The sequence below is a fragment of the Arthrobacter dokdonellae genome (assembly GCF_003268655.1).
GTDB classification, from domain to species: Bacteria; Actinomycetota; Actinomycetes; order Actinomycetales; family Micrococcaceae; genus Specibacter; species Specibacter dokdonellae.
The window spans coordinates 3,651,130-3,673,945 of record NZ_CP029642.1; the positions used below are offsets into that span (position 1 = coordinate 3,651,130).

The 22,816-nt window shown below is 65.1% G+C and carries 19 protein-coding genes; 5 read left to right on the forward strand and 14 right to left on the reverse strand.

The window, feature by feature from the left end:
* Window positions 1-123 precede the first annotated feature (123 nt).
* Complete coding sequence (locus DMB86_RS16290; RefSeq protein WP_129545572.1) at window positions 124-996, forward strand: glycosyltransferase family 2 protein; 873 nt, start codon at window positions 124-126, stop codon at window positions 994-996.
* 673 nt (window positions 997-1,669) lie between these two features.
* Complete coding sequence (locus tag DMB86_RS16295; RefSeq protein WP_171814526.1) at window positions 1,670-4,720, forward strand: GH25 family lysozyme; 3,051 nt, start codon at window positions 1,670-1,672, stop codon at window positions 4,718-4,720.
* A gap of 93 nt (window positions 4,721-4,813) precedes the next feature.
* Here DMB86_RS16295 and DMB86_RS16300 read toward each other — a convergent pair whose 3' ends face one another.
* From DMB86_RS16300 to DMB86_RS16330, 7 genes are all read right to left on the reverse strand, one after another.
* Window positions 4,814-5,959, reverse strand: coding sequence for a glycosyltransferase family protein (locus tag DMB86_RS16300; RefSeq protein ID WP_113718709.1), 1,146 nt, complete (start codon window positions 5,957-5,959; stop codon window positions 4,814-4,816).
* 57 nt (window positions 5,960-6,016) lie between these two features.
* On the reverse strand, window positions 6,017-7,063 hold the full coding sequence (locus tag DMB86_RS16305) for an acyltransferase (RefSeq protein WP_171814527.1): 1,047 nt from the start codon (window positions 7,061-7,063) through the stop codon (window positions 6,017-6,019).
* 59 nt (window positions 7,064-7,122) lie between these two features.
* On the reverse strand, window positions 7,123-7,539 hold the full coding sequence (locus tag DMB86_RS16310) for a DUF2304 domain-containing protein (protein ID WP_113718711.1): 417 nt from the start codon (window positions 7,537-7,539) through the stop codon (window positions 7,123-7,125).
* 4 nt (window positions 7,540-7,543) lie between these two features.
* Window positions 7,544-8,182 (reverse strand): glycosyltransferase family 2 protein, encoded by a 639-nt coding sequence (locus DMB86_RS16315; RefSeq protein WP_113718712.1) that lies wholly within the window; start codon window positions 8,180-8,182, stop codon window positions 7,544-7,546.
* 83 nt (window positions 8,183-8,265) lie between these two features.
* Entirely contained in the window at window positions 8,266-8,754 is a 489-nt protein-coding gene (locus DMB86_RS16320) for a hypothetical protein (RefSeq protein ID WP_113718713.1), read from the reverse strand.
* Window positions 8,751-10,016 (reverse strand): glycosyltransferase family protein, encoded by a 1,266-nt coding sequence (locus DMB86_RS16325; RefSeq protein WP_171814528.1) that lies wholly within the window; start codon window positions 10,014-10,016, stop codon window positions 8,751-8,753. The genes DMB86_RS16320 and DMB86_RS16325 overlap by 4 nt, the downstream gene beginning before the upstream one ends.
* Window positions 10,017-10,090: 74 nt before the next feature.
* Window positions 10,091-11,056: a glycosyltransferase family protein gene (locus tag DMB86_RS16330; RefSeq protein WP_129545573.1), complete on the reverse strand. Its 966-nt coding sequence runs from the start codon at window positions 11,054-11,056 to the stop codon at window positions 10,091-10,093.
* Window positions 11,057-11,176: 120 nt separating this feature from the next.
* On the opposite strand from DMB86_RS16330, the gene DMB86_RS16335 reads away from it, so the two are divergent.
* The gene (locus DMB86_RS16335) at window positions 11,177-13,000 is read left to right on the forward strand and encodes an ABC transporter ATP-binding protein (protein WP_113718716.1); all 1,824 of its coding nucleotides are present in this window, start codon (window positions 11,177-11,179) and stop codon (window positions 12,998-13,000) included.
* A gap of 25 nt (window positions 13,001-13,025) precedes the next feature.
* Here the strand turns inward: DMB86_RS16335 and DMB86_RS16340 are convergent, their stop codons facing one another.
* From DMB86_RS16340 to DMB86_RS16350, 3 genes are all read right to left on the reverse strand, one after another.
* Window positions 13,026-14,255, reverse strand: coding sequence for a glycosyltransferase (locus DMB86_RS16340; protein WP_129545574.1), 1,230 nt, complete (start codon window positions 14,253-14,255; stop codon window positions 13,026-13,028).
* Window positions 14,256-14,327: 72 nt separating this feature from the next.
* Window positions 14,328-15,449, reverse strand: coding sequence for a glycosyltransferase (locus tag DMB86_RS16345; RefSeq protein WP_113718718.1), 1,122 nt, complete (start codon window positions 15,447-15,449; stop codon window positions 14,328-14,330).
* Between the two features lie 48 nt (window positions 15,450-15,497).
* Window positions 15,498-16,607: a glycosyltransferase family 2 protein gene (locus DMB86_RS16350; protein WP_113718719.1), complete on the reverse strand. Its 1,110-nt coding sequence runs from the start codon at window positions 16,605-16,607 to the stop codon at window positions 15,498-15,500.
* Between the two features lie 55 nt (window positions 16,608-16,662).
* Between DMB86_RS16350 and DMB86_RS16355 the strand changes: the two genes are divergently transcribed.
* Together DMB86_RS16355 and wecB are read left to right on the forward strand one after the other, a co-directional pair.
* The gene (locus tag DMB86_RS16355) at window positions 16,663-17,799 is read left to right on the forward strand and encodes a glycosyltransferase family 2 protein (RefSeq protein ID WP_113718720.1); all 1,137 of its coding nucleotides are present in this window, start codon (window positions 16,663-16,665) and stop codon (window positions 17,797-17,799) included.
* 9 nt (window positions 17,800-17,808) lie between these two features.
* Window positions 17,809-18,873, forward strand: a complete 1,065-nt coding sequence (wecB, locus tag DMB86_RS16360; RefSeq protein ID WP_113718721.1) for a non-hydrolyzing UDP-N-acetylglucosamine 2-epimerase — start codon at window positions 17,809-17,811, stop codon at window positions 18,871-18,873.
* Between the two features lie 72 nt (window positions 18,874-18,945).
* Here the strand turns inward: wecB and DMB86_RS16365 are convergent, their stop codons facing one another.
* The 4 genes from DMB86_RS16365 to DMB86_RS16380 are packed head-to-tail and all read right to left on the reverse strand — an operon-like array spanning window position 18,946 to window position 22,816.
* Window positions 18,946-20,136, reverse strand: a complete 1,191-nt coding sequence (locus DMB86_RS16365; RefSeq protein WP_113718722.1) for a glycosyltransferase — start codon at window positions 20,134-20,136, stop codon at window positions 18,946-18,948.
* A complete protein-coding gene (locus tag DMB86_RS16370) occupies window positions 20,136-21,128 on the reverse strand; it encodes a Gfo/Idh/MocA family protein (RefSeq protein WP_113718723.1) in 993 nt (330 codons plus the stop codon). The genes DMB86_RS16365 and DMB86_RS16370 overlap by 1 nt, the downstream gene beginning before the upstream one ends.
* Window positions 21,129-21,131: 3 nt before the next feature.
* A complete protein-coding gene (locus DMB86_RS16375) occupies window positions 21,132-22,223 on the reverse strand; it encodes a DegT/DnrJ/EryC1/StrS family aminotransferase (protein WP_113718724.1) in 1,092 nt (363 codons plus the stop codon).
* The gene (locus DMB86_RS16380; protein WP_113718725.1) at window positions 22,220-22,816 is read right to left on the reverse strand and encodes an acyltransferase; all 597 of its coding nucleotides are present in this window, start codon (window positions 22,814-22,816) and stop codon (window positions 22,220-22,222) included. The genes DMB86_RS16375 and DMB86_RS16380 overlap by 4 nt, the downstream gene beginning before the upstream one ends.

The following is a 22,816-nucleotide window of genomic DNA, read 5'->3' on the forward strand; positions in this document are numbered from 1 at the left end:
GCTGATGCCCGTCAACTAAAGTTGCATCGGACACGGCCGCATCCGCGGAGTCGGTTCACCCCTGGTTCCAGTCTCCCGACGCGGTTCCTCCCATGAAACAACAACAGAATTCCGAGGTTGGCCGTGGCGCAGTTGAGCGTGATGATCCCCGTCAAGAACGGCATGCCGTATCTAAAGTCCACCATCGCGAGCACGTTGTTTGCCATGCCGCGCGACTCGGAGCTGTTGGTCATGGACGATGGCAGCACCGACGGCACCGGTGAATATTTGGCCGGTGTGCGGGACAAGCGCCTTAAGGTTTTCCGTAATGACGAATCCGTTGGCGTTGCAGCCGCCGGAACCGCGTTGCTCGGGCATGCGAGCGGCGAACATGTTGCGCGCATGGACGGCGACGACATCTGCCTGCCATGGCGCTTCTCCGTCGAACGCCGGGCCCTCCAAGGCGCGGACATCGTGTTTTCGCCCATGCTGTTGATCAGCGCGCGGAACCTGCCGTTCCGCCCGCAGTTGGAGCGTGGCCTTTCGGTTGACGCTGTCCCCCTGCACCTGCTGCTCGGCAATGTCCTGGCCAACCCCACGATGTACGCCACCCGCGCCGCCCTGGAGTCCCTGAACGGGTACCAAAAGACACACGCCGAAGACTATGACATGTGGCTTCGAGCGGCGACGCTCGGCCTTCGCATGCGCCGACTGGACGCGCTGCCGACCGTTCTCTACCGCCGCCATTCAAGCCAGCTCAGCCGTTCCCGCCCATGGGACCGCAAGAGCGACGACGTGGTTCTGGAGCAGTCGTTCCAAGCGCTGGCCGAGGTCGCCATCGGGTTCAAGGGTTCGGCGTCCACCGTCCTCTACAACCGTCCCCGCTCCAACCAGCCGTACCCCACGGATCCCGACATCCAGGACTTTGCGACCGGCGTGCTCGAGGCCAGCGCCCGCCTCCCCAAGGGCGACCGCAGGATCCTTCAAGCGCGGCTTCGTGCCATCTACCGCCTCTAAGGTTTTATTCCAGTCGGAACGCGCAGGGATTGAAGTGTGCCCTGCTGCCGGGCACTGCTGGTACGCATCGTAAGTACTGCCACATCCGTCGCCTGAGAAACATTGATCACTTCAGCACCACCGGGGTACTCTGGATGCTAAGCAGGCCTGGGGGCACGCTTGGGTTCCTTCCTGTGTTTTGCCTCCTGATGGCCAAACCACTTCAACACCGCACCGGAGCCCATCCATGATTTCGACTCGGTCCAGGCTGACCCATTTTTCGGCAAGGGAATTATCGCTTGGCGCCGCACGAGCCGCGGGCGCGGGTCTGCTCGCCGCCTGCCTGGCCGTTTCGATGGGGTCGGTTCCTGCCACGGCCGCCCCCGGGGATGCGGTTCCGACTGCCACATCGACGTCGGCCGTGCCGGCAACGCCGTCTGGCGTGGTGTCGAGCCCGACGGCGGTTGCCGCCACGCCGGGCCCCACCGCACCGCCGACGGCGGCGGGAACACCCTCTGCTGATCCGGCACCCCCGGCTGATCCGACGCCAGCGCCCGGTACGACGCCATCCCCAACGTCCGCTCCGCCAGCCGCCGAAGTGGCGAAATATGGCGCCTACATGGGCATAGGCCTCGCCGAGCAGGGCGCGGGCCAACAGCCACGGCCACAGCTGCGACGGCAAACCGCCGCGCCCATGTCGGGATCTGTTGCCCAGCCGCTCTCGGCAGCCACACCGGGTGGCGTGCTGGGAATGGACGTCAGTGGCTGGCAGACCTCGGACACCGGGCACACGCAGAGCAGCGTCGACTGGGCGTCGCAATGGAGGCTCGGCGCCCGCTTCGTGTATATCAAGGCCACCGAAGGGACCTCCTTCCGCGACAGCTCGTTCTCCTCACATTTCGTGGGCGCCTCCAAAGTTGGCATGCTGCGCGGCGGCTACCACTTCGCCATCCCCAACCAGTCCGACGGCGCGACCCAGGCCAACTTCTTCACCAGCAATGGGGGGGGATGGAGCGCCGACGGCAAAACGATGCCTCCCTTGCTGGACATCGAAAACAACCCCTACGGCGCCAGTTGCTATGGGCTGAGCCAAACGCAGATGGTGGCCTGGATCAGCGCCTTTTCCAAGCAGGTCCAAGCCCGAACGGGACGCCTGCCCATGATCTACACAAATTATTACTGGTGGCAGGACTGCACCGGCAACTCAACGGCGTTTACCGGCCAGCCCCTGCACATAGCCGCCTACGGCACTTCTGATCCGTGGATGCCGGGCGGTTGGAGCAATTACAGCGTGTGGCAGTACAGCTCAACGGGCCCCTTTGCCGGCGACTCCAACACCTGGAACGGCACCCAGGCGAGCCTGGCGACCTTTGCCACGAAAGCCGACGGACCCGCCCCCAGCCCGGCGCCGTCGCCGTCCCTCCCGATGCCCAAGCCTTCGATACCGTCGCCCGCGGACGTGGTGGCTGTTGATGCCAACGGAGCCCTCTGGGACTATCCTGCGACCGGCTCTGGAAGTCTCGGCATCCGGAAGCAGATCGGCTCGGGATGGAAGGGGCTGCGCTCCGTCAATGTGATTGACTGGAACGCCGACGGCACCCTTGACGTCGTGGCGCAATGGAATTCCGGCAGCGTGTCCCTCTACAAGGGGCAGCCGGCCGGCGGCTTCGCCGCCCCCGTGACCTTGGTTGCGTCCGGATGGGGCACCAACCAGCTCACCATCGGCTATTGGCTCAACGCTGCCCGGTATCCACAGATCCTGACACGCTCCGACTCGGGCGTCCTTAAACTGTGGAGAAACTCGTCCGGCAATGGAATCGACGCCGGAACGCAGATCGGACAAGGCTGGAATTCGCTGAACCTGACCATGGTCGACTTCGACGGGGACGGAAACCAGGACTTGCTGGCCCAGGACCCGTCGGGTGCTGTTCGCCTTTACCGGTCGAACGGCATTGGGGGGTTCACGGCCGAGGCTCGGAATACCGTGGCCACCGGCTGGAACGCGTTCACCAGCGTCACGGTCTACAGCGGCTTCGCGTCACCGGGGTCCGCCGGCCTGATCCGGCGGACGGCACAAGGGGCCTTGAGCTATGTTCCGCTAACGGGCAAATCGTCGTTTGGGAGTGCTTCGGTAGTTGGCAGCGGGTGGGGAACGTATCTCATTGCCGGCGCCGAGAACATCAACAACATACCGCCAGCGCCCCAGCCGCCAGCAGGCAAGCCCGTCCCGAGCAATCCGCCGGTGGTCGCGCCCGCTCCCTCCATCAAGGCGGCTTCGGACGTCGTGGCGGCGGACCCAGCCGGGGCATTGTGGCGCTACCCCGCAGCCGGCGCCAGACTCGGCGAACGCACCCAGATTGGTTCCGGGTTCATAGGCGTCAAGTCTGTGCACGCCACCGACTGGAACGCAGACGGCGTTGCGGATCTCCTCGTCCAGTGGACCAACGGCCAGCTGACCCTCTATCCTGGCGCCGCCGCGGGCGGGTTTACCGCGCCGCTCACGTTGGCGGGGTCCGGCTGGGCCGGCTACGACATCACGGTCGGCCAATGGGTCCGCGGCGCGAAGTACCCCGCCATCGTTGCCCAGGCCTCCGACGGTTCCCTCACATCCTTCACCACTACCAACGGAACCTCCCTTACGGCCGGCACTGCCGTGGCCCAGGGCATGACGCGCATGCACCCGATCATGACGGACTTTGACGGGGATGGCAACGCCGACATTGCCGCAATCGACAATATCGGGCGCCTGGTGCTCTACCGATCCAACGGCAAGGGGCAACTCATTGCGGAACCGCGTCCCACCATCGGGACCGGCTGGAACAACATGACCAGCGCCGGCCCCGCCAACGGCTTCACCTCGAGCGGCTCGAGGGGACTGCTGGCCAGGACGGCCGACGGTACGGTCCTGTACTACCCCACCTCCCAGTCGCGCTTCGGCGCAGCATCGACCCTCGCTGCCGGGTGGGGAGGAAACACCATTGCGGGGAGCCAGGCGTTGACGGGGCAACAAGCAATCACGAGCGTGAACGACGTCGTTTCCGCCGACGCCCAGGGCATACTTTGGAACTCCGCGGCGACCGGGACAGGACAGCTGCGCGCGCCATACCCCATCGGCGTGGGGTGGAAGGGTCTCACGAGCCTTCATGTCGTCGACTGGAACCAGGACGGCATCCCGGACGTTCTGGCCCAATGGAATTCCGGAAAAATGTCGGTCTATGCCGGCGCCAAGGGCCCGGGGTTTGGCTCCCCCGTCACCGTCGGGTCCTCAGGATGGGGATCCATCCGAATTGCCGTTGGCAAGTGGGTCTCGAGCCAGCGGTATCCAGGGGTCGTGGGGATTGATGCCGCCGGTAGGCTGTTCCACTGGCCCAACCAGTCCGGCGCCACGCTTTCAACCGGACTCCAGATCGGGAGCGGTTGGGGCCCGCTGCGCATTGTCATGGTCGATTTCGATCTCGACGGCAGACAGGACCTGCTGGCCATTGATCAGGTAGGAGCCATGCGCCTGTACAGGTCAGACGGCAACGGCACGTTTATCGCAGAAACCCGTCCGCTGGTTGGTTCCGGATGGGCGGCCTTCCGCCAGTTTTCCGGGGCCACGGGTTTCGCGGGTCCGCGTGACACCGGCGTGCTGGCCCATTCCCCGGACGGTACGGTCCGCTTTTACCCGATAGCCGCACCCCGCGTCTGGGGCGCGGCCACCGTGGTGAAGCAGCCCGTGACAGGAACGACGATCGGCGGCTAGCCCGGCCAAGGCCGCCTCCGTTGGCGTGGCGGGGCTGCTCCGCCGCGCCGGCCCCCGGTGCCTGGCGAAACCGCCGGGAAGGGTAGCGCCAAATCAGCTTGCCGCCGTGTGCCTGCTGCCGGCGATTTTCGCGATTGCCGCGTCCCACACTGCAATCTGGGATTCGGCCGAAAGCGGCCGGGCAGCGGCATCGGCGGCCCGCTTCCAGGTGTTAATGGATTCCGGTGTCAGCGCCCAAAGCGTCCTGCGCAGCGACTCCGCCGAGAAGCCCTCCGTGATGGCGCCGAGCCCGTATTCCTCGACCAGGCCCACCATGGCGGGGGAAGGCCCCACGATCAGGCCGATCCGTGCCTGGACGGCTTCGAAGAACTTGTTGGGCAGGGCATTCTTCAGGTTGAAGTTGGTGGGCGGCAGGAACACCACGGAGACGTCATATTCGCTCAGCGTGGAGACCAACTGCTTGTACGGCACGGGTTCCCGGAAGCTGATGGACGGGACGCTGGCGGCCTGGGCCTTGAGCTCGGCCACGTAGTCCGGTTCATTGGGCATGACTATCATGTCGAGGGACAGCCATTCCGGGGCGTCCTTCATGGCCTCGATGAAATTCTCCAGCTTTCGGTAGCGCTGGCCGGCGGCGCTGTGAATAAGACGCACCGTCGCCCCCACCATCCTGACCGTTCCTTCGGCGTAGGGGGCGGCATTGGTGACGACCCCCGTCGGCGTTCCATAGTCCGTGAGGTACTCATCTGCGATACCCTGGGACACCGTGGTCACAGAGGAAGCCCCGGCAAGGTAGCGCGAACACAGCCACCGCATGAACGGCGCAATGAACATCCGCCACTTGAGGTTGTCTTCCTTTTCCCTGGGCGCAAACTCATGCAGGTCGGCATGGACACCCAGCCTGGGTTCCAAGTCCAGAGCCAGCGGGAGTGTGTTGAGGTCGTTGGCCAAGATGACGTCAAACCGGCCCTTGGGCAGCACGGCCCGGGCTGACTGCACGGCAGGAAGGCCGTCATAAACTTTCGCGTACTGCCGCGTGATCAACCCGACCTTGTCCGATGGCCATCCCCGCGAGTCCTCGGGAAGCGCAAAATGCTCCGCCACGCCGTCGGGCGCCGCACCATAGGCGCACGTGGTCACACGGTATTTGTCCTTGAACAGTTCCACCTGCTTGAGCACCCGGGGGTCCGAGCGGATGGGCGAGAACGTCAGGATCAGCAGGGAGGGAAGCTCAGTCATATCCTCCATTATTGTCGATCGCAGGCCCTGCCCCGACCCAACGTGCTATGGCAGGCTCTAAAACACCCTCCGAAGCAGCGGCACCTTTGACGCCAGCCACGAGACGGCGAAGCTGGCGGCCAGTGTCACCATATACGCCCCCGCAATCGCGGTGAACGATCTCGCTTCCAGGACGGCAGGCACATTCAGCCGAATCGTCTCGAAGATCACCAGGTGCACCAGAAACACGCCAAAGGAGGCGTTGGAGAGGGCAACCAGCAGCGCCCCAACCCGGCGGGGCACCTTGATGAACTCGGACCCTGACAGTCCAACGACGAACACGCCTATCGCAGTCAACGCCACTCCCACGCCCAAATAGGAAGTGGATACCAACTGGTCTGCCAGGGCCAGAACGCCCGGATGCCCGAAGTGCCAAATGGTAAAGACCACCAGCGCTGCAGTCACGACGGCCGCGGCTGCAAGCGGCAGACCCCTGAGCCGGACCTTGCGCAAGGCATATCCCGCAGCAAAGTAGCCCACGTAAGGCATCCAGTACGTAAAGACGTTCAGGGGAATGGGGCGGGAAATCCCGAAATGCGCCAAAATGCCGGGCACCATGTATGCCAGGACGGTCACGGCGAGCAGGCTCGCCGCCGTGAGAACCGCGCGATGCCCCTCCTTCGCTCTGATGAACGTGGCCAGCAGGGGCGCGATGGCGTACAGGCCCAGAATGAGCCACAGAAAGTACAGCTGGGTGAAAACCGAGCTGTCATAGATGAGTTGGAGCATGCGTGCGGTGGTCAGGTGTTCGTGCCTCATCCAGGTGCGCACGCCCACCAGATAGACGGCGTTCCAGAAGATCAGTGCCGGCACGAGTCGCATGGCACGCTTGCGGTAAAACGCGGCGGGGGCCTCGAGCACCTGCCGGGAGCCGAGCAGGAGGGCGCCGGAGATCATGACAAAAACCGGAACGACCCAAATAAAGCCGATGTCGATGGCAACGGCGGCCCACCAGCCGCGGCCAGCCTTCGGCTCCGCCCCCACGCGCAGCCCGAAGACGTGAATGGCCACCACCCCGCAAATGCTCAGGATCCGCAATATGTCCAGGCCGTAGTTGCGTTGCATCCTGGCGCGTTCCGCCCCTGGTGCAGTCACCACCGATGCGCCGGCGTGCGGGGCCCGGCTCATCCGGTGGCAGTCCCGTTCGACCCAGATTCCGACGGGGCAGTCCCGGCCGCGATCGCGCGGGCCGCAGCGGCGGGCGACTGCCGGCGGTTGACTTCATCCAGGGCCACGCGGCGCGACAACTTGGTCATGGTGGTTTCCATGTGCCGGAACCGCTGGTAGGTGGTCGCCATGTAAACGAGAAAGCTGACTATAAGACCGTACAGGACCAGGTCCGTGCCGCGGCCGATGCCGAAGAACCGGGCGATGTGGGTCAGCACCTCCGGGAAGAAGATCGACAATCCGGCCACGCACGCGAACAGTATGAGCATGATTCGACGGATGGCCAGGTGCCGTGCGTTCGATCCGCCGCGCATGAGTGCCAGGGAAACTGTGACGACAGCGAGGACTAGAGCAATCTGAACAACTATTTGCACAATGTCACCTAAACAAAAGGTCGGCGAGGATGTTGACCGAATTCAGGAGGGACTGGCCCTTGCCCTTGGAATAATCGGTGTAGATGATTTCCACCGGCTGCTCCACCCATTTGGGCTTCATCTCGGCAATCTGGTGGACGAGTTCCGAGGCGTGCGCCATGCGGTTCTGGGTAAGGTGGATGCCCCGCGCCACCTTGGGGCTGAGCGCACGGAGCCCGTTGTGGGCGTCGGTCAGGTCCATGCCGGTGGCCAGGCGGGATTGGACGGCCGCGGTGCGCAGCACCAGGCGCTTCGCGGGCGAGAGTTTGGTTCTTTTGTCCAAGAATCGGGAGCCCAGTACGATCTCTGCCTCGCCGGACTTGATGCGCTCGGCCATGGCTTGGGCGTCGACCACCCGGTGCTGGCCGTCGGCGTCGAAGGTGATGATGCAGTCCAGCTCAGGATCGTTCAGCGCGTACTCGATGCCCGTCTGAAGGGACGCGCCCTGACCGAGGTTGACCGGGTGCTGGACCACGACGGCACCCGCCCGGCGGGCCGCCTCCTGGGAGCCGTCGGTGCTGCCGTCGTCGACGCAGACGACGTACGGGAACACCTTTCGCAGCCCCGTGATGACGCCGCCGACAACCGACGCCTCGTTATACATGGGGATGACTATCCAAGTTCGACTCACCGCACAAGTATCCCATATGCCCCGGCCAGGGAAGGGCCTGCCTGCCTCGCGCGGGTTCAATCCTTGGCAAGTTCGGAGAGTGCGTTGGCCATGGCGAAAGGGCCGTGCATGAGGCGGGCGCTCGTGCGCCGGCGCAGCATCCACACTGCCCGGTCGGCCTCCGGATCCGCCGAGACGATGACGTCAGCGTGGCAAAAAATGTCCGTCAATTGTGGATCGGCCTTCAGGGCACGGGCCACGCGGCGGGAGGTGAGGTTGTACTTTGCAAGACGCCCCACGACTCCCAGCGGGCCCGGCTTTGTGGCAGCGGAAGTGACGAGGTTGCCCACCCGGCCCGGAGGCGGGACCACCAACCCGACGACGTCCACGAAGGCGTGGGTGACGGTTTCACTCGTTTGGGGCAGTTGGGCATAGCCCGCGACGCAATGGACGGGGATGCCGTATTCGGCTACGGCTGACTGGGCTCGACGCCACAGTTCATCAATGGCCATGTCGGCCCTTTCGCCCCGGCCCAGGAGGATGGCGAGTTGCAGGGGTTCTTTCACGGCTTGCTCCGATCCGAGGGCTGGGCGGCGTGTCCGGCGCGCCGGTCAAGCTCTGCGCGCAGTTCTGCGATCGCGGGGCGAAGGGTGGTTGACCGTTCAAACTGCTGTCCGAATTCCCACGCTGCGGCCCACTTTGCCGGATCCGGGTCGGCAAGTTCTTGTGCGCAAGACAGCAGGGCTGCGGAAATTCCCCCGGGGGTCAAATCTTGGGCTTCAAACCAGAGGGGGTAGTGCCGGAGCATCGTTGAAGCAGCACTGTCGGTTGCATGAACGGACACAATCGGCAGCCCAGTGGCGATGTATTCTGCCGTCTTCCCACCGGTCACATACTTGCCCGGCGGCAGTATGAGGAGGAGCGCATCGACGCTCCGGTAAAAGCTGGCCACGTCCCGCTTGGAGATGGGTCCTTCATAAGCGAGGCCGCGGTGCATTCCCGAATTGAATATTTCCAGGACATCTGCCGGAACCAGCCCAGTGGGGCTTAGTTTCCCGCGGAAGACTGCATGGGCTATCTGCGCAGCCCCCTGGCCAAAGGCGGCGTCCCATCCCATCAGGAACTCTGCCAGGGGAACGGCGGTGTACTGAAGCGTGCCCAGGTAGCCGATGCGTGGTTCCAGGGTTGCGTTGGCCGCGGGGCGACCATGGCCCGGCTGCGGGTCGAAGCCGTTGGGCACCACTCGCATGGTGCCGCTTGTGTCGGGGTACCTGCGGGCGTATTCGTCGCGAATGGGGTCATTCACGTACCACGTCTGCAGCGCCCCTTTCAAATATTCATGTTCCAACAGGCCGCGCTCCGATGTGGTGGCGAAGATCTCCGCGCCGGTGAACGTGCTGAATGACCAGGCGTCCCGGTAGTCGAGAACGTAGGGGACGTCTGCCAGTTCGCGGGCTATTTTGTACGACACGTAAGGGGCTGCGGACGCCATGACAAGGTTGACCGGGTGCTGCCTGTGGATCCGGTGCAATGCTTCGCTGGCGGGCGCAAACCAGGATGCGTGGAAGTCCTCGGGGAAACCTTTGCGGCTGCGGCGGCGAAAAAGTTCCTTCCAGATATAGGGCGCCTCGATCCGAAGCCGCGAGTAGCGCCGAAGGTCACGGCGGTTGGGCTCCTCCGAACCGCCGTCGGATGCGTGGACCACCTTGATCCGGGGGTCAACGGACTCCAGCAGGCGGTTGTCCGTTCCCGTGACTTCGGCCCAGATGCCGGCGTCCACCGTCAGGACGGTGACGTCCCAGCCTGCTTCGGCGAAGCCGTTGGCCACCGCGGTGCACCGGTAGACCGACGATGCAGAGCTCGGCGGAAATGCAAATGATATGTAGAGAAGGTGCGGCCGGTTCACCCTGCAGCCTCCAATACCTTCCTGTAGCCCGCTTCGAGCCGCGGCAGAAGCGCCGCGGGTCCGTGGTTGTCACGTATGTAGGTCACGCTGTCGAGCCTGCGCGACAACGCCGGCGGGTCGGAGAGCGATTCGCGCACCGCGTCCCCTACGTCCGTCCGGGCCACGGACACCGTCGCGACGTCGGCCGAGTAGCCGGCATGCTGGTCGGCAAAGATGGTGGGGATGCCCATTCCCATCGCTTCCAACTCGCTGGTGGCTAATATGCCGGCGATTTGCCCCACGGCAACGTGGGCGTGTGACATTTCGCGCAAGTATTCTGCCTTGGGCATCTTAGGAAGCAATTGCACGCCCATGGCTGCGACCTCCGGCGCCCGGTCGCCCCAGTCCAGGCCGACGATGTCAACCTCCATTCCAGCCAGGGCAGCTACCACGTCGGCGGCAGTCTGGACCCATGCATCGCCGCCCTTGGACGCGTCCCAGCGTGACGGGAAAAACACACGGGGCCTTTCCGCCGGCGCCCAAGTGGGGAGCTCGGCAATATCGACGGGAATGGGCATGTACTCCGCATCAGCCCGTGCGCGTTCCGCCTTTTCCCGGTTGTCCGGTGTGGCATACCAGACATGCCCGGCACCATCCACATCGGCCTTGATGACGGCGTGGTGCTGCTCTTGCCAATAGTTTTCCCGGATGTCGGTGCCGTGGAGGGTCAGCGCGTACGGGCGGGCAAACCTGCCACGCGCCCATTTTGCCCTGCCGCCCATATTTACGTGCCACAACTGTGTCCGTGGGTAGGCCGACGCCTGCTCCAGGAGGAAGCGGTAGTAGGCGGCTTTAGTGCCGCCGCGCGTCCAAGGTCCCTGGATGATCTTCCACGGCTTCCCCTGCCGCTGTCCCTCCGTGACGAAGGTTTTGCCAACATCGGCGCAGTCGAAGAGTTGCGTCACACGGATTTCCTTGTTCATGCCATACATTCTCGCATTGAACCCGCCGCCGCCAGCGTCCCGGGGCACACCTGCAAGGCGTGCCCCAGGCAACCCCCGTAGTATGGGATGGATTCTTCCACTGCAGTTCTGGAGTAAAACTTGAAAAACTTGCGACGCACACTTGGCCAATTGCTGCCGCTGCTGCCCGCCAACGCGAGAAAATTCCTGTATATTTTCGCAGCGTCATCGTCGGTGCTGGTCTTAGTCGACGCAGGCGCACTGGGTGTATTTGCCCTCGTGTTGAACCAGATCATGCAGTCGCAAAGTTCTGGCAACCCCATGAAGCTGCCGGTACTCGGCAGCATCTCCGACAACATCGGGCTGGTTCTGCTTGTGTGCTCGGCCGCGGTGATGATCTTGAAGTCGTTCCTGAACATCTGGCTCCAGTGGGTGTCCACCCGCAAGTTTGCCGACTACGAATTGGAAATCGGGACGGTCCTCTTTCAAAGCTACATCCGGGCACCATGGACGTCCCGCCAAAACCGGTCGACCACGGAATTGGTGCGCATGATCGACGTGGGCATTGCCAACACCATCGCCGGGGTGCTGTTTCCCGCTGTGGTTCTGCCGTCCCAGGCCCTGACGTTCGCATCCGTGCTGGTCATTCTGGTCGCCGCCTCGTGGCAGACAGCTCTCATCACGGTCCTCTATCTTGGCCTCATCGCCGCATTCCTGTATCTCTACCTGTCAAAGAAGTCATACGAGGCCGGCCGCGTCAACCGCGATTCGGCCATGCGAATGTCGACGCTTGTTTCGGAGATGCTCGCGGCGCTGAAGGAAATTACGCTTCAGGACAAGGCCGATGAAGTAGGCGACGTTGTCTACCTGAGCCGAGAGAAGGCCGCAAGGTCCCGTTCCAACATCCGTTTTCTCGCGGCTGTGCCGAAATTTGTCATTGACATGGCACTGATCGGCGGCTTTCTGCTCATCGGGACCGTCGGATTCTTCAACGGCGGGATTGGCGCAGCGATGACGTCAGTGGCGATCTTCGCCCTCGCGGGGTTCAAAATGGTTCCAGCGCTGACCACCATCCAGTCCCAGGTGACGCTGGTCCAGTCCACGCTTCCCTATACGGAACTGGTCATGGCCGACATTCGGGATGCCGAAGATTTCCGTAAAAATGCCGAAAAACTGGGCAGAACACCCATCAGCAGTGAACCGAAAATTCTTGAGCTGCGCAACGTTGAATTCACCTACCCCGGGGCAAACCGACCCGCCGTGACAGATGTCAGCCTGCGGATTCCCCTTGGCACCTCGGTGGGCGTGGTGGGACAATCTGGAGCCGGTAAATCAACGCTGATAGACATCTTCCTAGGCCTGTTGGTGCCTTCCGCCGGCTCCATGACCCTCGACGGCGTGCCGCTGGAGGACGTGCTGGCCGCCTGGCGAAAGCGCGTCGGCTACGTGCCCCAGGAAGTCGCCATTTTTGACGGTACGGTGGCCCAAAACGTTGCATTATCCTGGGGCTCTGACATCGACGAGGACCGCGTGCGCGTTTCGTTGCAGCGCGCCCAGCTGCTGGAGACCATCGAGGCACGCCGCGGGGGCATCCACGGCCGGGTGGGCGAGCGAGGCGGGTCCCTCTCAGGCGGCCAGCGCCAACGCCTTGGCATGGCCAGGGCACTCTACCTGGACCCCCTGGTGCTGGTGCTCGACGAAGCCACCAGCGCCTTGGACACGGCCACGGAAGCCGCGGTGGCCGCGGCCATCCACGAACTCCAGGGGGACGTGACCGTCATTTCAGTCGCCCACCGGCTCTCCACCATCCGCGACAGCGCCCAGGTCCTTTACATGAGCGAGGGCACCATTGAGTCCCGGGGGACCTTTGATGAAGTCGTTGCAGCGAATCCCAATTTCGCCCAGCAAGCGGCGTTGGCCGGATTGACTTCCTTGGAAACTGCCGTTGAACCCCGCCTAAAGTGATAAGCCCCGGTCGTCCGTGTCCCGCTCAGCGCCCCGCAACGAGCGCCGCGGCAGCCCTCGCGTTGACTGCCGCATCGTAGTCGCGCGCCCATAGGGCCCGCGGATCGTAGGTTTGCGGTGCGGCGGTGAGGACCCTTTCCAACGCCTCCGTTAGTTCCGGGCCTTTAAATGCCGCCCGAATCAGCTCCCCCGTTTTGAGCCCTGCGCCGACGATTTCAGCGGTTCCGCCCACATCCGTCGCAACCACGGGAATGCCATACGATATGGCTTCCATGATGCTGACGGGCAGGCCTTCCGACGCGCTGACATTGACGAAGGCCGCGATGCGCCGTGTCCGGTAAAACTCCATAATCTGCTGGTGCGGAGTCGCCCCGCGAATGTCGATGGAAAGTCCTGGCCGATCGATTCGGGCCGCCCGTTGGCGCAAATCGTCCTCCAACACCCCGCCACCAAAGTGGATCCAGGTCACAGGGGAATCGAGTGGCAACTGTTCCAGTGACTCCAGAATTCGGTCAACACGCTTGACCGCGATGAGGTTCGAACAGCTGACGATGGTTCGCCCGGATCCTTCAATCAGGGGGCCCTCGGCTTCGACGGGCTTCGCCGTTCCGAGGCGGCTCACAAATATCTTGCTGTCCAACCGTTCCCCCGGGTAAGTGTCGAGCAGGTGGCGCCGGGCGGATTCTGAAATGGCCAGGATCCGGTTGGCCCGTTCAAACAAGGAGGGACGGAACGGCAAGTAGCCGGATTCTGCTTCGTAGAGGTCGTAGCGGTGCAGGCGCAGACTGACACTCCTGATTTCACGGGGCAACCATGGGACCAGCAGTCCCGCCCCCATGCCCCAAAAGCTGTAGACGCTCGTTTCGGCATTCGGCCTCAACAAGGAGCGCCGAAGCCGGGGATCGTGCGCCAGCGTCATCCCCACGGCGGCCGCCGAAAGGAATCGCCCGGCATGGCATGCGAGCCGTCGGGCCCGCAGTTCGTGAATCGTAATCTGGAGTGACCGGGCCAGCAACGATGGGGAGCCACAGGCCTTAATCTTGGCTGTGCGGGAGCTCCCGTAGAGATTCCCGCCATAGACAACATTGGGTGGCATCTCAACGATCGTATCGGCGGCGCCAGGCGTGTAATTGAATACTTCAATTTCATCAAAGCGGGCCGCCAGGGCAGCTATTTCGCTGCCCACAAACACATGGTCACCCTGTGAGTAGGGATATTGGTTTGCCAGCAAAACCAGCCTGCGAAGAGTTGTCACGTTAGTTGTCCCTGGATTTCATGCGTTGGATTCCATGACCGGCAGTTGCCAGATACAAGAATTTGGGCGGCCTCAGGCCCGGGCAATGGCGGACGCATATGCCTCGTCGAGAAGTGCGCCCACGGCGGCGGGCGCGAACCTGGACCGGATGGGTGCTGCGATGTCCTCAGCAGGCACGTTTCGGAATGCCTCCGCGGCCTCCAGGACAGCTCCCCCAAGGACTTCCGGCGTGACCTCTTCGACGAGCCTGCTGTTGGACATGTCCGCGTAGTCACTGAAGCCGCCCACGCGCGTCGCCACCACGGGCCGGCCGGCGGCGAGCGCTTCCGCCGCGGACGTAAAAAAGTTCTCCTGCGCGGTGGGAAGGAAAAACAGGTTCGCTGCAGACAGGTACTCGGTCACCTTGGCCGGCCGCACCGAACCCGCCAAGACGACCCGGTCCGCCAGGTTCAGCTTTGAAACCAACGCGTCGCACTCGGCGCGTTGGGGCCCGTCCCCCACCCAGGTCAGGTGCACGTCCGTGCCGCGGTCGCGCAGCCAGCCGACGGTTTCAATGGCGGCCAGGGGGCGCTTCCGGGCGATGAGCCCGCCCACGGCGACCAGGCGCAGCGGGGTGCCGAACTCGGACGCCGCGACCTGCCCGCGGCTCTTCACCACACAGGGCACCACCCGCGCGGCATGCGGCCGGGCAAAGCGCTGCATTTCCGCGGCGAGCTGGCCCGTCACGCCCGTCACCACGTGGGGGAATCGCAGCACGTGGCGCAATCCGGCGAGCCTCTCCCAGAGAGGCGAAACGCTGGCGGGGTTGACCACGCCGTTCCAGTGCTCGGTGTGCACCCAGGGACGTCCACGGGCCGCCGCGGTGCGGGCCCCCCATGCTGGCAGGGCGAGCAGGATGGCGGAAAATGCCATGGTGTGGACCACGTCGGCCCACGCCATTTCCCGTGCCAGCAGGCGTTCGCAGGTCAACACGCTTGCAGGGTGTCTGGGGTCCGAGAGGACACGGCGTACCGGGACTCCTTCCCACTCGCCGTTGGCGGTGCCGGGCATGGCCAGCGCGGTCCCGAGCCGGACGTGGATCACGCGCACCTGATGGCCCTGGCCGCGGATGGCTTCGACATGCTCGGCGTTAAACGGCGCCTCTGCGGGGTTTTCATCATGCGGGTACCAGGTGGCGATGACCAGGATCTTCATGCGTTCCTTGAAGGGGTTCGGCGGTGAATGGGCTAGGCGGACAAGACGTTAGGAAACTAGTGCAGAGGCGCTCATAAATCGCAAGGGGGCTTCCGGGTGCAGCAGCTGCGACAGGTCGCGCGGCAGCCACGTGCGCGGGTTCGTGAAGGTGCGTCGCGCATTGGCCATGGACTTCATCAAGGCGGGGTCGGCCTCCCGGCGCGCCACCGCATCGAGCAGTGACCGGTCCGCCACGGAGAGCGGACGTGCCGCCGTGGGTGCGGCGAACAACAGGGTGCGGGCCACCAAGGCCATCGCGGCGGCGTCGGCGGCACCCCACGTTCCGGCGTCGGCCCGCAGGAGCACGTGTCCAAACAGGTGGACGCGAATGAGCTTCGTCACGATGGCGGACCGCTGCGCGCAACCCAGGCCGGCAAACCAGTCCGATTGCACCAGGTCCGTGGCAAAGGCCAGGTCCTCCGTGACGCTGCGGGGCGTTGCCGTCACCCGGACCGCCGCGTCGTCGTGCACCAGGTAGCGGGGCAGGCCGCGGCCGTAGCTCACACTGGCCCCGGAGAACCAGAGTTGGGCGGAGAAGGACTGGTCCTCCCCCGTGGCGTACCGCGTGGGGAAGTCCAGGCCCAACGAACGAACCAGCGAAAGGCGCATTAGTCCCAGCGGTGCGGTGCGGTACGTGAGCCTGTCGGCCACCGGATCGAGTGCGGAACTCTTGTTGCGGCGGACCACGGGCGTCCGGATGGCTGCCCCGCCGGCATGGGCCATCGGAACGATCAAGACGTCGGCGCCGTCCCGATCGGCAGCCTCCACCCACCGCGCCAGGGCGCCCGGCTCGAGTGAATCGTCGCTGCCCATGATGGACACCCAGGTGCCGGCGGCCAGGGAAATGCCGTGGTTGAAGGGGCCTGCCGGACTCTTGATCCCGTCCGCATAGTGCACGAAGCGGACAAGGTCCCGGTGTTCGGGCGCCACACGGGCTCGGATCGGCTCCACTTCAGTGTTGTGGCACACCACGGTGACCCGCAGCCTCTGTGCGTCCTCCGGGCCCGTCGGGAGTCCGGACGCCATGAGCGACGCGACGGTGCGCTCGATGGGCCTGTCCGGGGTGTGCACGGCAACCACCACGTCGACCAGCACGGAATCCTGAGAATTGTTCTCCACCCAGTAAGGTTATCGCGGAACCAAAGGAACCAAGCCTGCACAGGAGAGCGCGGCCATGAGCCAAAGCATTGAAGTTGTCATACCGGTGCATGATCCGGCACGGCCACTGGAACGGGGCCTGCGGTCCATCCTGGCCCAGCGTGCCGGGCTCGCGGCCCTCGGCGTGGAACTTGGGGCCACCGTCGTCTGCCACAACATCCCCGTCGAGGCCATCAAGGAAGGCCTGCCCCCCGGTTTGGCGACGGACGACGCCGTCACCTGGCTTGGGCACATGGACGGCGTCAAGTCCCCCGCCGGGCCTCGCAACGCGGCCCTTGACCGGAGTTCAGCCACTTTCTTGTGCTTTTTGGACTCCGACGACTACGTGGAGGCAGGTTCGCTGGCCGCCTGGTGGAAGGCTGCCGAAACCCACGCCGCCGCGGCCGTCGTCGCTCCCCTGCGCACGCCTGAAGGCACCATTCTCCGTTCCCCCCGGATCCGCCCGGCAAAGCCGGAGGTGCTGGACGCCGTCAAAGACGGACTGGCCTACCGCAGCGTGCCCTACGGACTCCTGCGCCGGGATGCGCTGCTCGCCTGCGGATTCCGCTACGCGGAAGGCGTCTTGGTCGGCGAGGACCTCGAAGCAACGTTGAAGCTGTGGTTCCGGGGAGGCCTTGTGGTGTATCCATATGCCGCACCTGCCTACCACCAAACGGATTCTTCCGGTCCGAGCCGGGTCACCAGCGCCGTTCGCCCCCTCGCCGAGGAATTCCAGTGGCTGGACGCCCTGGTCCAGTCACCCTGGATCCGCACGGCCACCCTTGCCGAGCGCCGGGCGATCGCGCTGAAGCTGCTGCGGATCCACGGCATCGGAGCCCTGGTCCGGCGCGGGTCCATGCCCGAATCCCATGGCTCACCAGTGTGGTCAGCCGCCGATCAGACGGCCTGGACCAAGGCCCGGATGCAACTCCTCGACCTGGCCGGCGGATCGCTGCCGGCACTCTCACGGCGCGATGCCGCCCTCTCGCGAGCCGCCGCCGAGGCGGGAGACGAATCACAGTTGCGTGCCGCCGTCGTCAGTCATACCCAGGCGGGCCGGCTGGGGGAACTGGCAACTGACAACCCGCTGGCCATGTTCTGCGCCGATTCAGTCCTGCGGCACTACGTAGCGGAGCGCCGGCGCACGAAATCGGGAGTCTTCACCCTCGGCTAGGCTTGAACCATGCGAATTTTGAGTGTGGTGGGCGCGCGCCCCCAGTTTGTCAAGCTTGCCCCGATCGCAAAGGCCATGGAGGGCCGGGCCGAACACGTCATTGTCCACACCGGACAGCACTACGACGAGCTCATGTCCGACGTCTTTTTCCAGGACCTGGGCATCCCGGCGCCGGACTACAACCTGGGTGTGGGCTCGGGCAGGCACGGCGAACAGACCGGCGCCATGCTTGCCGGGCTGGAAAAGGTCTTCGAGGAAGCCGAGCCCGACGTGGTGCTGGTCTACGGGGACACCAACTCCACGCTGGCTGCAGCCCTCGCCGCCGTAAAGATCCACATTCCCGTGGCGCACCTTGAAGCCGGCCTGCGCTCTTTCAACCGTCGCATGCCCGAGGAACACAACCGGGTGCTGACCGACCACGCCTCGGACCTGCTCCTCTCCCCCACCCAGGTGGGCATGGAACACCTAGCGACCGAGGGCCTGGCGGAGCGGTCGCGCATGGTGGGCGACGTCATGACCGACGTCCTGTACACCGTGCGCGACCAGCTTGCCGCACAGGGCCAGACCCTGCCCGATGGCATCACGGCGGGCAACTACTATGTCTGTACCATCCACCGCCCGGACAACACGGACGACCCCGCGCGGCTGAAAGTAATTGTGGAGTCGCTGGCCGCCCTGCGCAAGCCCGTGCTGCTCCTGGCCCACCCCCGGCTGAAGGCGCTGGCCGAATCGCACGGGATCGACCTTGCGGCCGGTTCCATCGTGCTCCATGAGCCCCTGGCCTACCCGCAGCTGGTCAACGCCGTGGCCAACAGCGCCGGCGTCGTGACCGATTCCGGCGGCCTGCAGAAGGAGGCCTTCCTGCTGCGCGTCCCCTGCACCACCATCCGCCCCGAAACCGAATGGGTGGAAACCGTGGAGTTGGGCTGGAACGTGCTGGTCAACGACGATCTGTCCCAACTGGCCGGCGCCGTGGAACGCCCCGCCCCGGCCGCGACTGATGCGGCGCCCTACGGCGACGGCCACGCGGCCCAACGGACGGTGGACGCGCTGCTCGAGGCGTTTGCAAAGTAGCTTCGCACCCGAGTACGCCTGCAGGACTTCCACGCCGGCCCGGCTAGCTGATGCTTGCCACGCCGTCCCCGGCTAGATCGCCTTCGTGCCCGCCGGCCGGCGAACAACAGTACGCACGGCTTCGGCGGCAACGCGCCCGGACGCCGCCAGCGACGCATGGTCCGCCACCCACTGGACTCTGGCGTCCGCCGATTGCATCCCGCCGAGGGTCGAATCGGCAAGGACTGCGCTCATGGCTTCCGCTACTGCCTGCGCCTCGTAGGGGGCCGCGGAGCCAAGCCCGCCTTCCGCCACGATGGCGCCGCCGTCGCCCTGGCCGGCGAAGACCACGGGCGTTCCGCACCCTGCAGCCGCGTAGATCTTGGTGGGCTTGGCAAAGTCGTAGCCCTGCCCGGGCTTGATGCTGACCAGCGCGCCGGCCGCGCCGCGGATCCATGGGGCGACCTCCGCCGGAGCAATGACTCCACCAAAGTGCACTGCTCCCGGGACCTTCGCTGCCGCCAGCGCCTTCAGGTTGGCCTCGTCCGTGCCCTGGCCAAAGAATCGGACTTCAGCGTCAGGGAACCGCTCGCGGACCAGCGGCAGGGCTTCGATGAAGATGCCCGCACCCTGCCACTCGCTCATGGTGCCGGTGTAGATAAAATACGGCTTCGCGACAGCTGCCACCGGGCCGTCCGGTGAAAACACGCCGTTGTCCACGCCATTGCCGACTACGTGGATGCGTTCGGCAGGAACGTTGAATCGGGCCACCTGCCCTGCCACCGGTTCGGAGACGGCGATGACCTTGGCCGCGCGGCGGAGCACGAAGCCCTCCAGGGCGCCCATGACGCTTTTAACCGTCTCCGGCACCTCCATGGCGGAGAGTGCCTCCGTCCACACGTCCGCTGCGTAGTAGACGAACGGACGCCTGCGCAACAGCGAGGACAGTGCCACCACCAGGCCGGTAGTGGGCGGCGGTTCCGAGACCACCATGTCCGCCTTCACCGCCAGGAGCCGGAAGAACGCCGGGATGTCGAAACTGAGGTACTGGACATAGCCGCGGACGTTCCCGCCTGGATCGCGCAGCACCGGCCAGCGGGTGAGTCTGTAGGGGGGCCGGAACACGCCCGCGCCCTTCGGGGCACGCGTGGTGATCACCTCCACCTCGGCGCCCTGCTCCACGAGTCCGTCAACGAGGGCCTTCAGGCGGAAGGCCGCCGCCCCCACTTCCGGCGCATAGAGCCGGGTGGCGACGACGACCTTCAACGGTTTTTGTTTGGCCACTAAGACGGGATCCTTACGGTGGCGCCTGTGCGGGACGACTCCAGGACGGCCTCGGCCACCACGAGGGTGTCCTGGCCCTCGGCCATGGTCACGACGTCGGTGCGCAGTCCCAGGACGGCGTCGCGGAAGGCCTCGTGCTCGGTACGCAGCGGCTCGGGCTTGGCGATGGCCAGCCTGGTCACATTGCCTTCGGACACGCCGCGGAACGCGGCCATGGAGTCCCATTCGGTGGCGATCGTGCCGTTTTCGTAGAACGTGAGGTCGGCGGTGACGGTGTCCGCCACAAACGCCCCTCTTTCACCCGTGACAATGGTCAGGCGTTCCTTCATCGGGGACAGCCAGTTCACCAGGTGGTTGGTGATGATGCCGTTCTCCAGTTTGCCGGTCGCGGCCACCATGTCCTCGTGCGGGCGTCCGCTGCGGGTGGTGGTCTGGGCGAAGATCGTTTCGAAGCGGCTCTGGGCGAGCCAGGCGGTCAGGTCGATGTCGTGCGTGCCGAGGTCCTTCACGACGCCGACGTCGGCGATCCGGGACGGGAAAGGTCCCTGCCGGCGAGTGGCGATCTGGTAGACCTCGCCGAGCTCGCCGTCGGCGATGCGCCTCCGCAGGGACTGCAGGGCCGGGTTGAAGCGCTCGATGTGGCCGACGGCCCCGACCAGTCCCTTCGCGGCGAAGGCCTCCACGAGTCGCCGGCCGGCGGGGACGCTGGCGGCGATCGGCTTCTCCACCAGGGTGTGGATGCCGGCCTCGGCGAGGGCCAGGCCCACTTCCTCATGCATGCCGGTGGGCACGGCCGCCACGGCCATGTCCAGGCCGGCGGCGATGAGCTCCTCCACGCTGTGCAGCACGGGCAGGTTCTTGGCCACGCCGTGAGGGTCGCCAAAGGCGTCCGCCACGGCCACCAGGTCCACGCCTTCCACTTCACGGATGACCCGTGCGTGGTGGCGGCCCATCATGCCCAGGCCGATGAGTCCTACGCGCAGGTTCGCCATGCTTTAGGCACCTGCCTTGACGAGCGTGTTCACGGCGGTGACAATCCGTTCGAGGTCGTCCTGCGAAAGCGACGGGTGGACCGGCAGGGAAAGGACTTCCTTCGCGGCAGTCTCCGTGTTGGGCAGGTCCTCGGTGCGGTTGAAGGAGGGCAGGCGGTGGTTGGGCACGGGGTAGTAGACGCCGGAGCCGATGTTGTACTCGGAACGCAGGCGATCGTGCAGTTCGTCACGGCCTTCCGGCACCCGGATGGTGTACTGGTGGTAGACGTGTTCGGCGCCCTCGGCCACCTTGGGGGTTCCCACCCCTTCGAGGTTGGCACTGAGGAAGGCGGCGTTGTCCTGGCGCTGCTTGGTCCAGCCTTCCACCTTGGTCAGCTGGACACGGCCGATGGCCGCATGCAGGTCCGTCATGCGGTTGTTGAAGCCAACCAGTTCGTTTTCATACTGCTTTTCCATGCCCTGGTTGCGCAGCAGGCGCAGCTTCCGCTCAACCTCGGCGTCCGACGTCGAGACCATGCCGCCCTCGCCGGACGTCATGTTCTTCGTCGGGTACAGACTGAACATGCCGAACTTCCCAAAGGTGCCCACCTTCCTGCCGTTCAGTGCCGCACCGTGGGCCTGGGCGGCGTCCTCGTACAGGTCGATCCCGTGCTTGTCGCAGAGCGCCGCGAAAGCCTCTGCGGCGAAGGGGTGTCCATAGAGGTGCACCGGCATGATGCCCTTGGTCCTGTCCGTGATCAGCGATTCCACGTGGTCCACGTCCAGCGCGTAGTGCTCCAGCTCGATGTCGGCGAAAACGGGCGTGGCCCCTGTCAGGGCCACAGAGTTGCCGGTGGCGGCGAAGGTGAAGGACGGGACAATGACCTCGTCGCCCGGCCCCACGCCGGAGGCCAGCAGGCCCAGGTGCAGTCCGGAGGTCCCGGAATTCACGGCTACGCTGGCACGCCCGTCCAGAAGCACCTGGGAGAACTCCGTTTCAAAGTCGGCCACCTGCTTCCCCTGTGCCAGCATGCCCGTGGCCATGACGGCGTCGACCGCTGCCCGTTCCTCGGCTCCGATGATGGGTTTTGCTGCGGGAATGAAGTCCTGGCTCATGCGTTGTCCTCTGCCTCTTTCAGGGAAGTTCCATCTTCACTATATTTTGCCCCGGTTTCCGGGCAGACCCAGAAACCGCCGTCCTCCTTGAGGGGGAAGCCGGCCTTGCCGACCCACCCCAGGCGGCGGGCGGGAACGCCCGCCATCAAGGCGAACGCGGGAACGTCTTTGGTGACCACGGAGCCGGCCGCGATGGTCGCCCACCGGCCAATGGTCAGCGGCGCGATGCACACGGCCCGTGCTCCCACCGAGGCGCCGTCCTCAATCGTGACCCCCACGGGCGTCCAGTCGTGGGCGCTCTTCAGGGACCCGTCCGGGCTGACAGCCCGCGGGTAGGTGTCATTGGTGAGGACCACGGCGGGGCCGATGAACACACCCTTGCCCAGGACCGCCGGCTCATAGACCAGCGCGTAGTTCTGGATCTTTGTGTTGTCGCCGATCTGCACGCCGGTGCCGACGTAGGCGCCGCGGCCGACAATGCAGTTGGCTCCAAGGACGGCGTCCTCGCGCACCTGGGCCAGATGCCAGATCTTCGTGCCTTCGCCGAGGACTGCCTGCTCGGCCACGTCGGCGCTGGGGGCTATGTAAGTCAT

Bases quoted from the DNA above. Each gene is read 5' to 3' on its own strand.
- DMB86_RS16300 (WP_113718709.1), bottom strand. From the start codon at position 5,959: ATGACTGAGCTTCCCTCCCTGCTGATCCTGACGTTCTCGCCCATCCGC.
- DMB86_RS16315 (WP_113718712.1), bottom strand. From the start codon at position 8,182: ATGTATAACGAGGCGTCGGTTGTCGGCGGCGTCATCACGGGGCTGCGA.
- DMB86_RS16380 (WP_113718725.1), bottom strand. From the start codon at position 22,816: ATGACTTACATAGCCCCCAGCGCCGACGTGGCCGAGCAGGCAGTCCTC.
- DMB86_RS16370 (WP_113718723.1), bottom strand. From the start codon at position 21,128: ATGGCGAACCTGCGCGTAGGACTCATCGGCCTGGGCATGATGGGCCGC.
- DMB86_RS16305 (WP_171814527.1), bottom strand. From the start codon at position 7,063: ATGCAACGCAACTACGGCCTGGACATATTGCGGATCCTGAGCATTTGC.
- DMB86_RS16345 (WP_113718718.1), bottom strand. From the start codon at position 15,449: ATGAAGATCCTGGTCATCGCCACCTGGTACCCGCATGATGAAAACCCC.
- DMB86_RS16375 (WP_113718724.1), bottom strand. From the start codon at position 22,223: ATGAGCCAGGACTTCATTCCCGCAGCAAAACCCATCATCGGAGCCGAG.
- DMB86_RS16330 (WP_129545573.1), bottom strand. From the start codon at position 11,056: ATGAACAAGGAAATCCGTGTGACGCAACTCTTCGACTGCGCCGATGTT.
- DMB86_RS16295 (WP_171814526.1), top strand. From the start codon at position 1,670: ATGTCGGGATCTGTTGCCCAGCCGCTCTCGGCAGCCACACCGGGTGGC.
- wecB (WP_113718721.1), top strand. From the start codon at position 17,809: ATGCGAATTTTGAGTGTGGTGGGCGCGCGCCCCCAGTTTGTCAAGCTT.
- DMB86_RS16355 (WP_113718720.1), top strand. From the start codon at position 16,663: ATGAGCCAAAGCATTGAAGTTGTCATACCGGTGCATGATCCGGCACGG.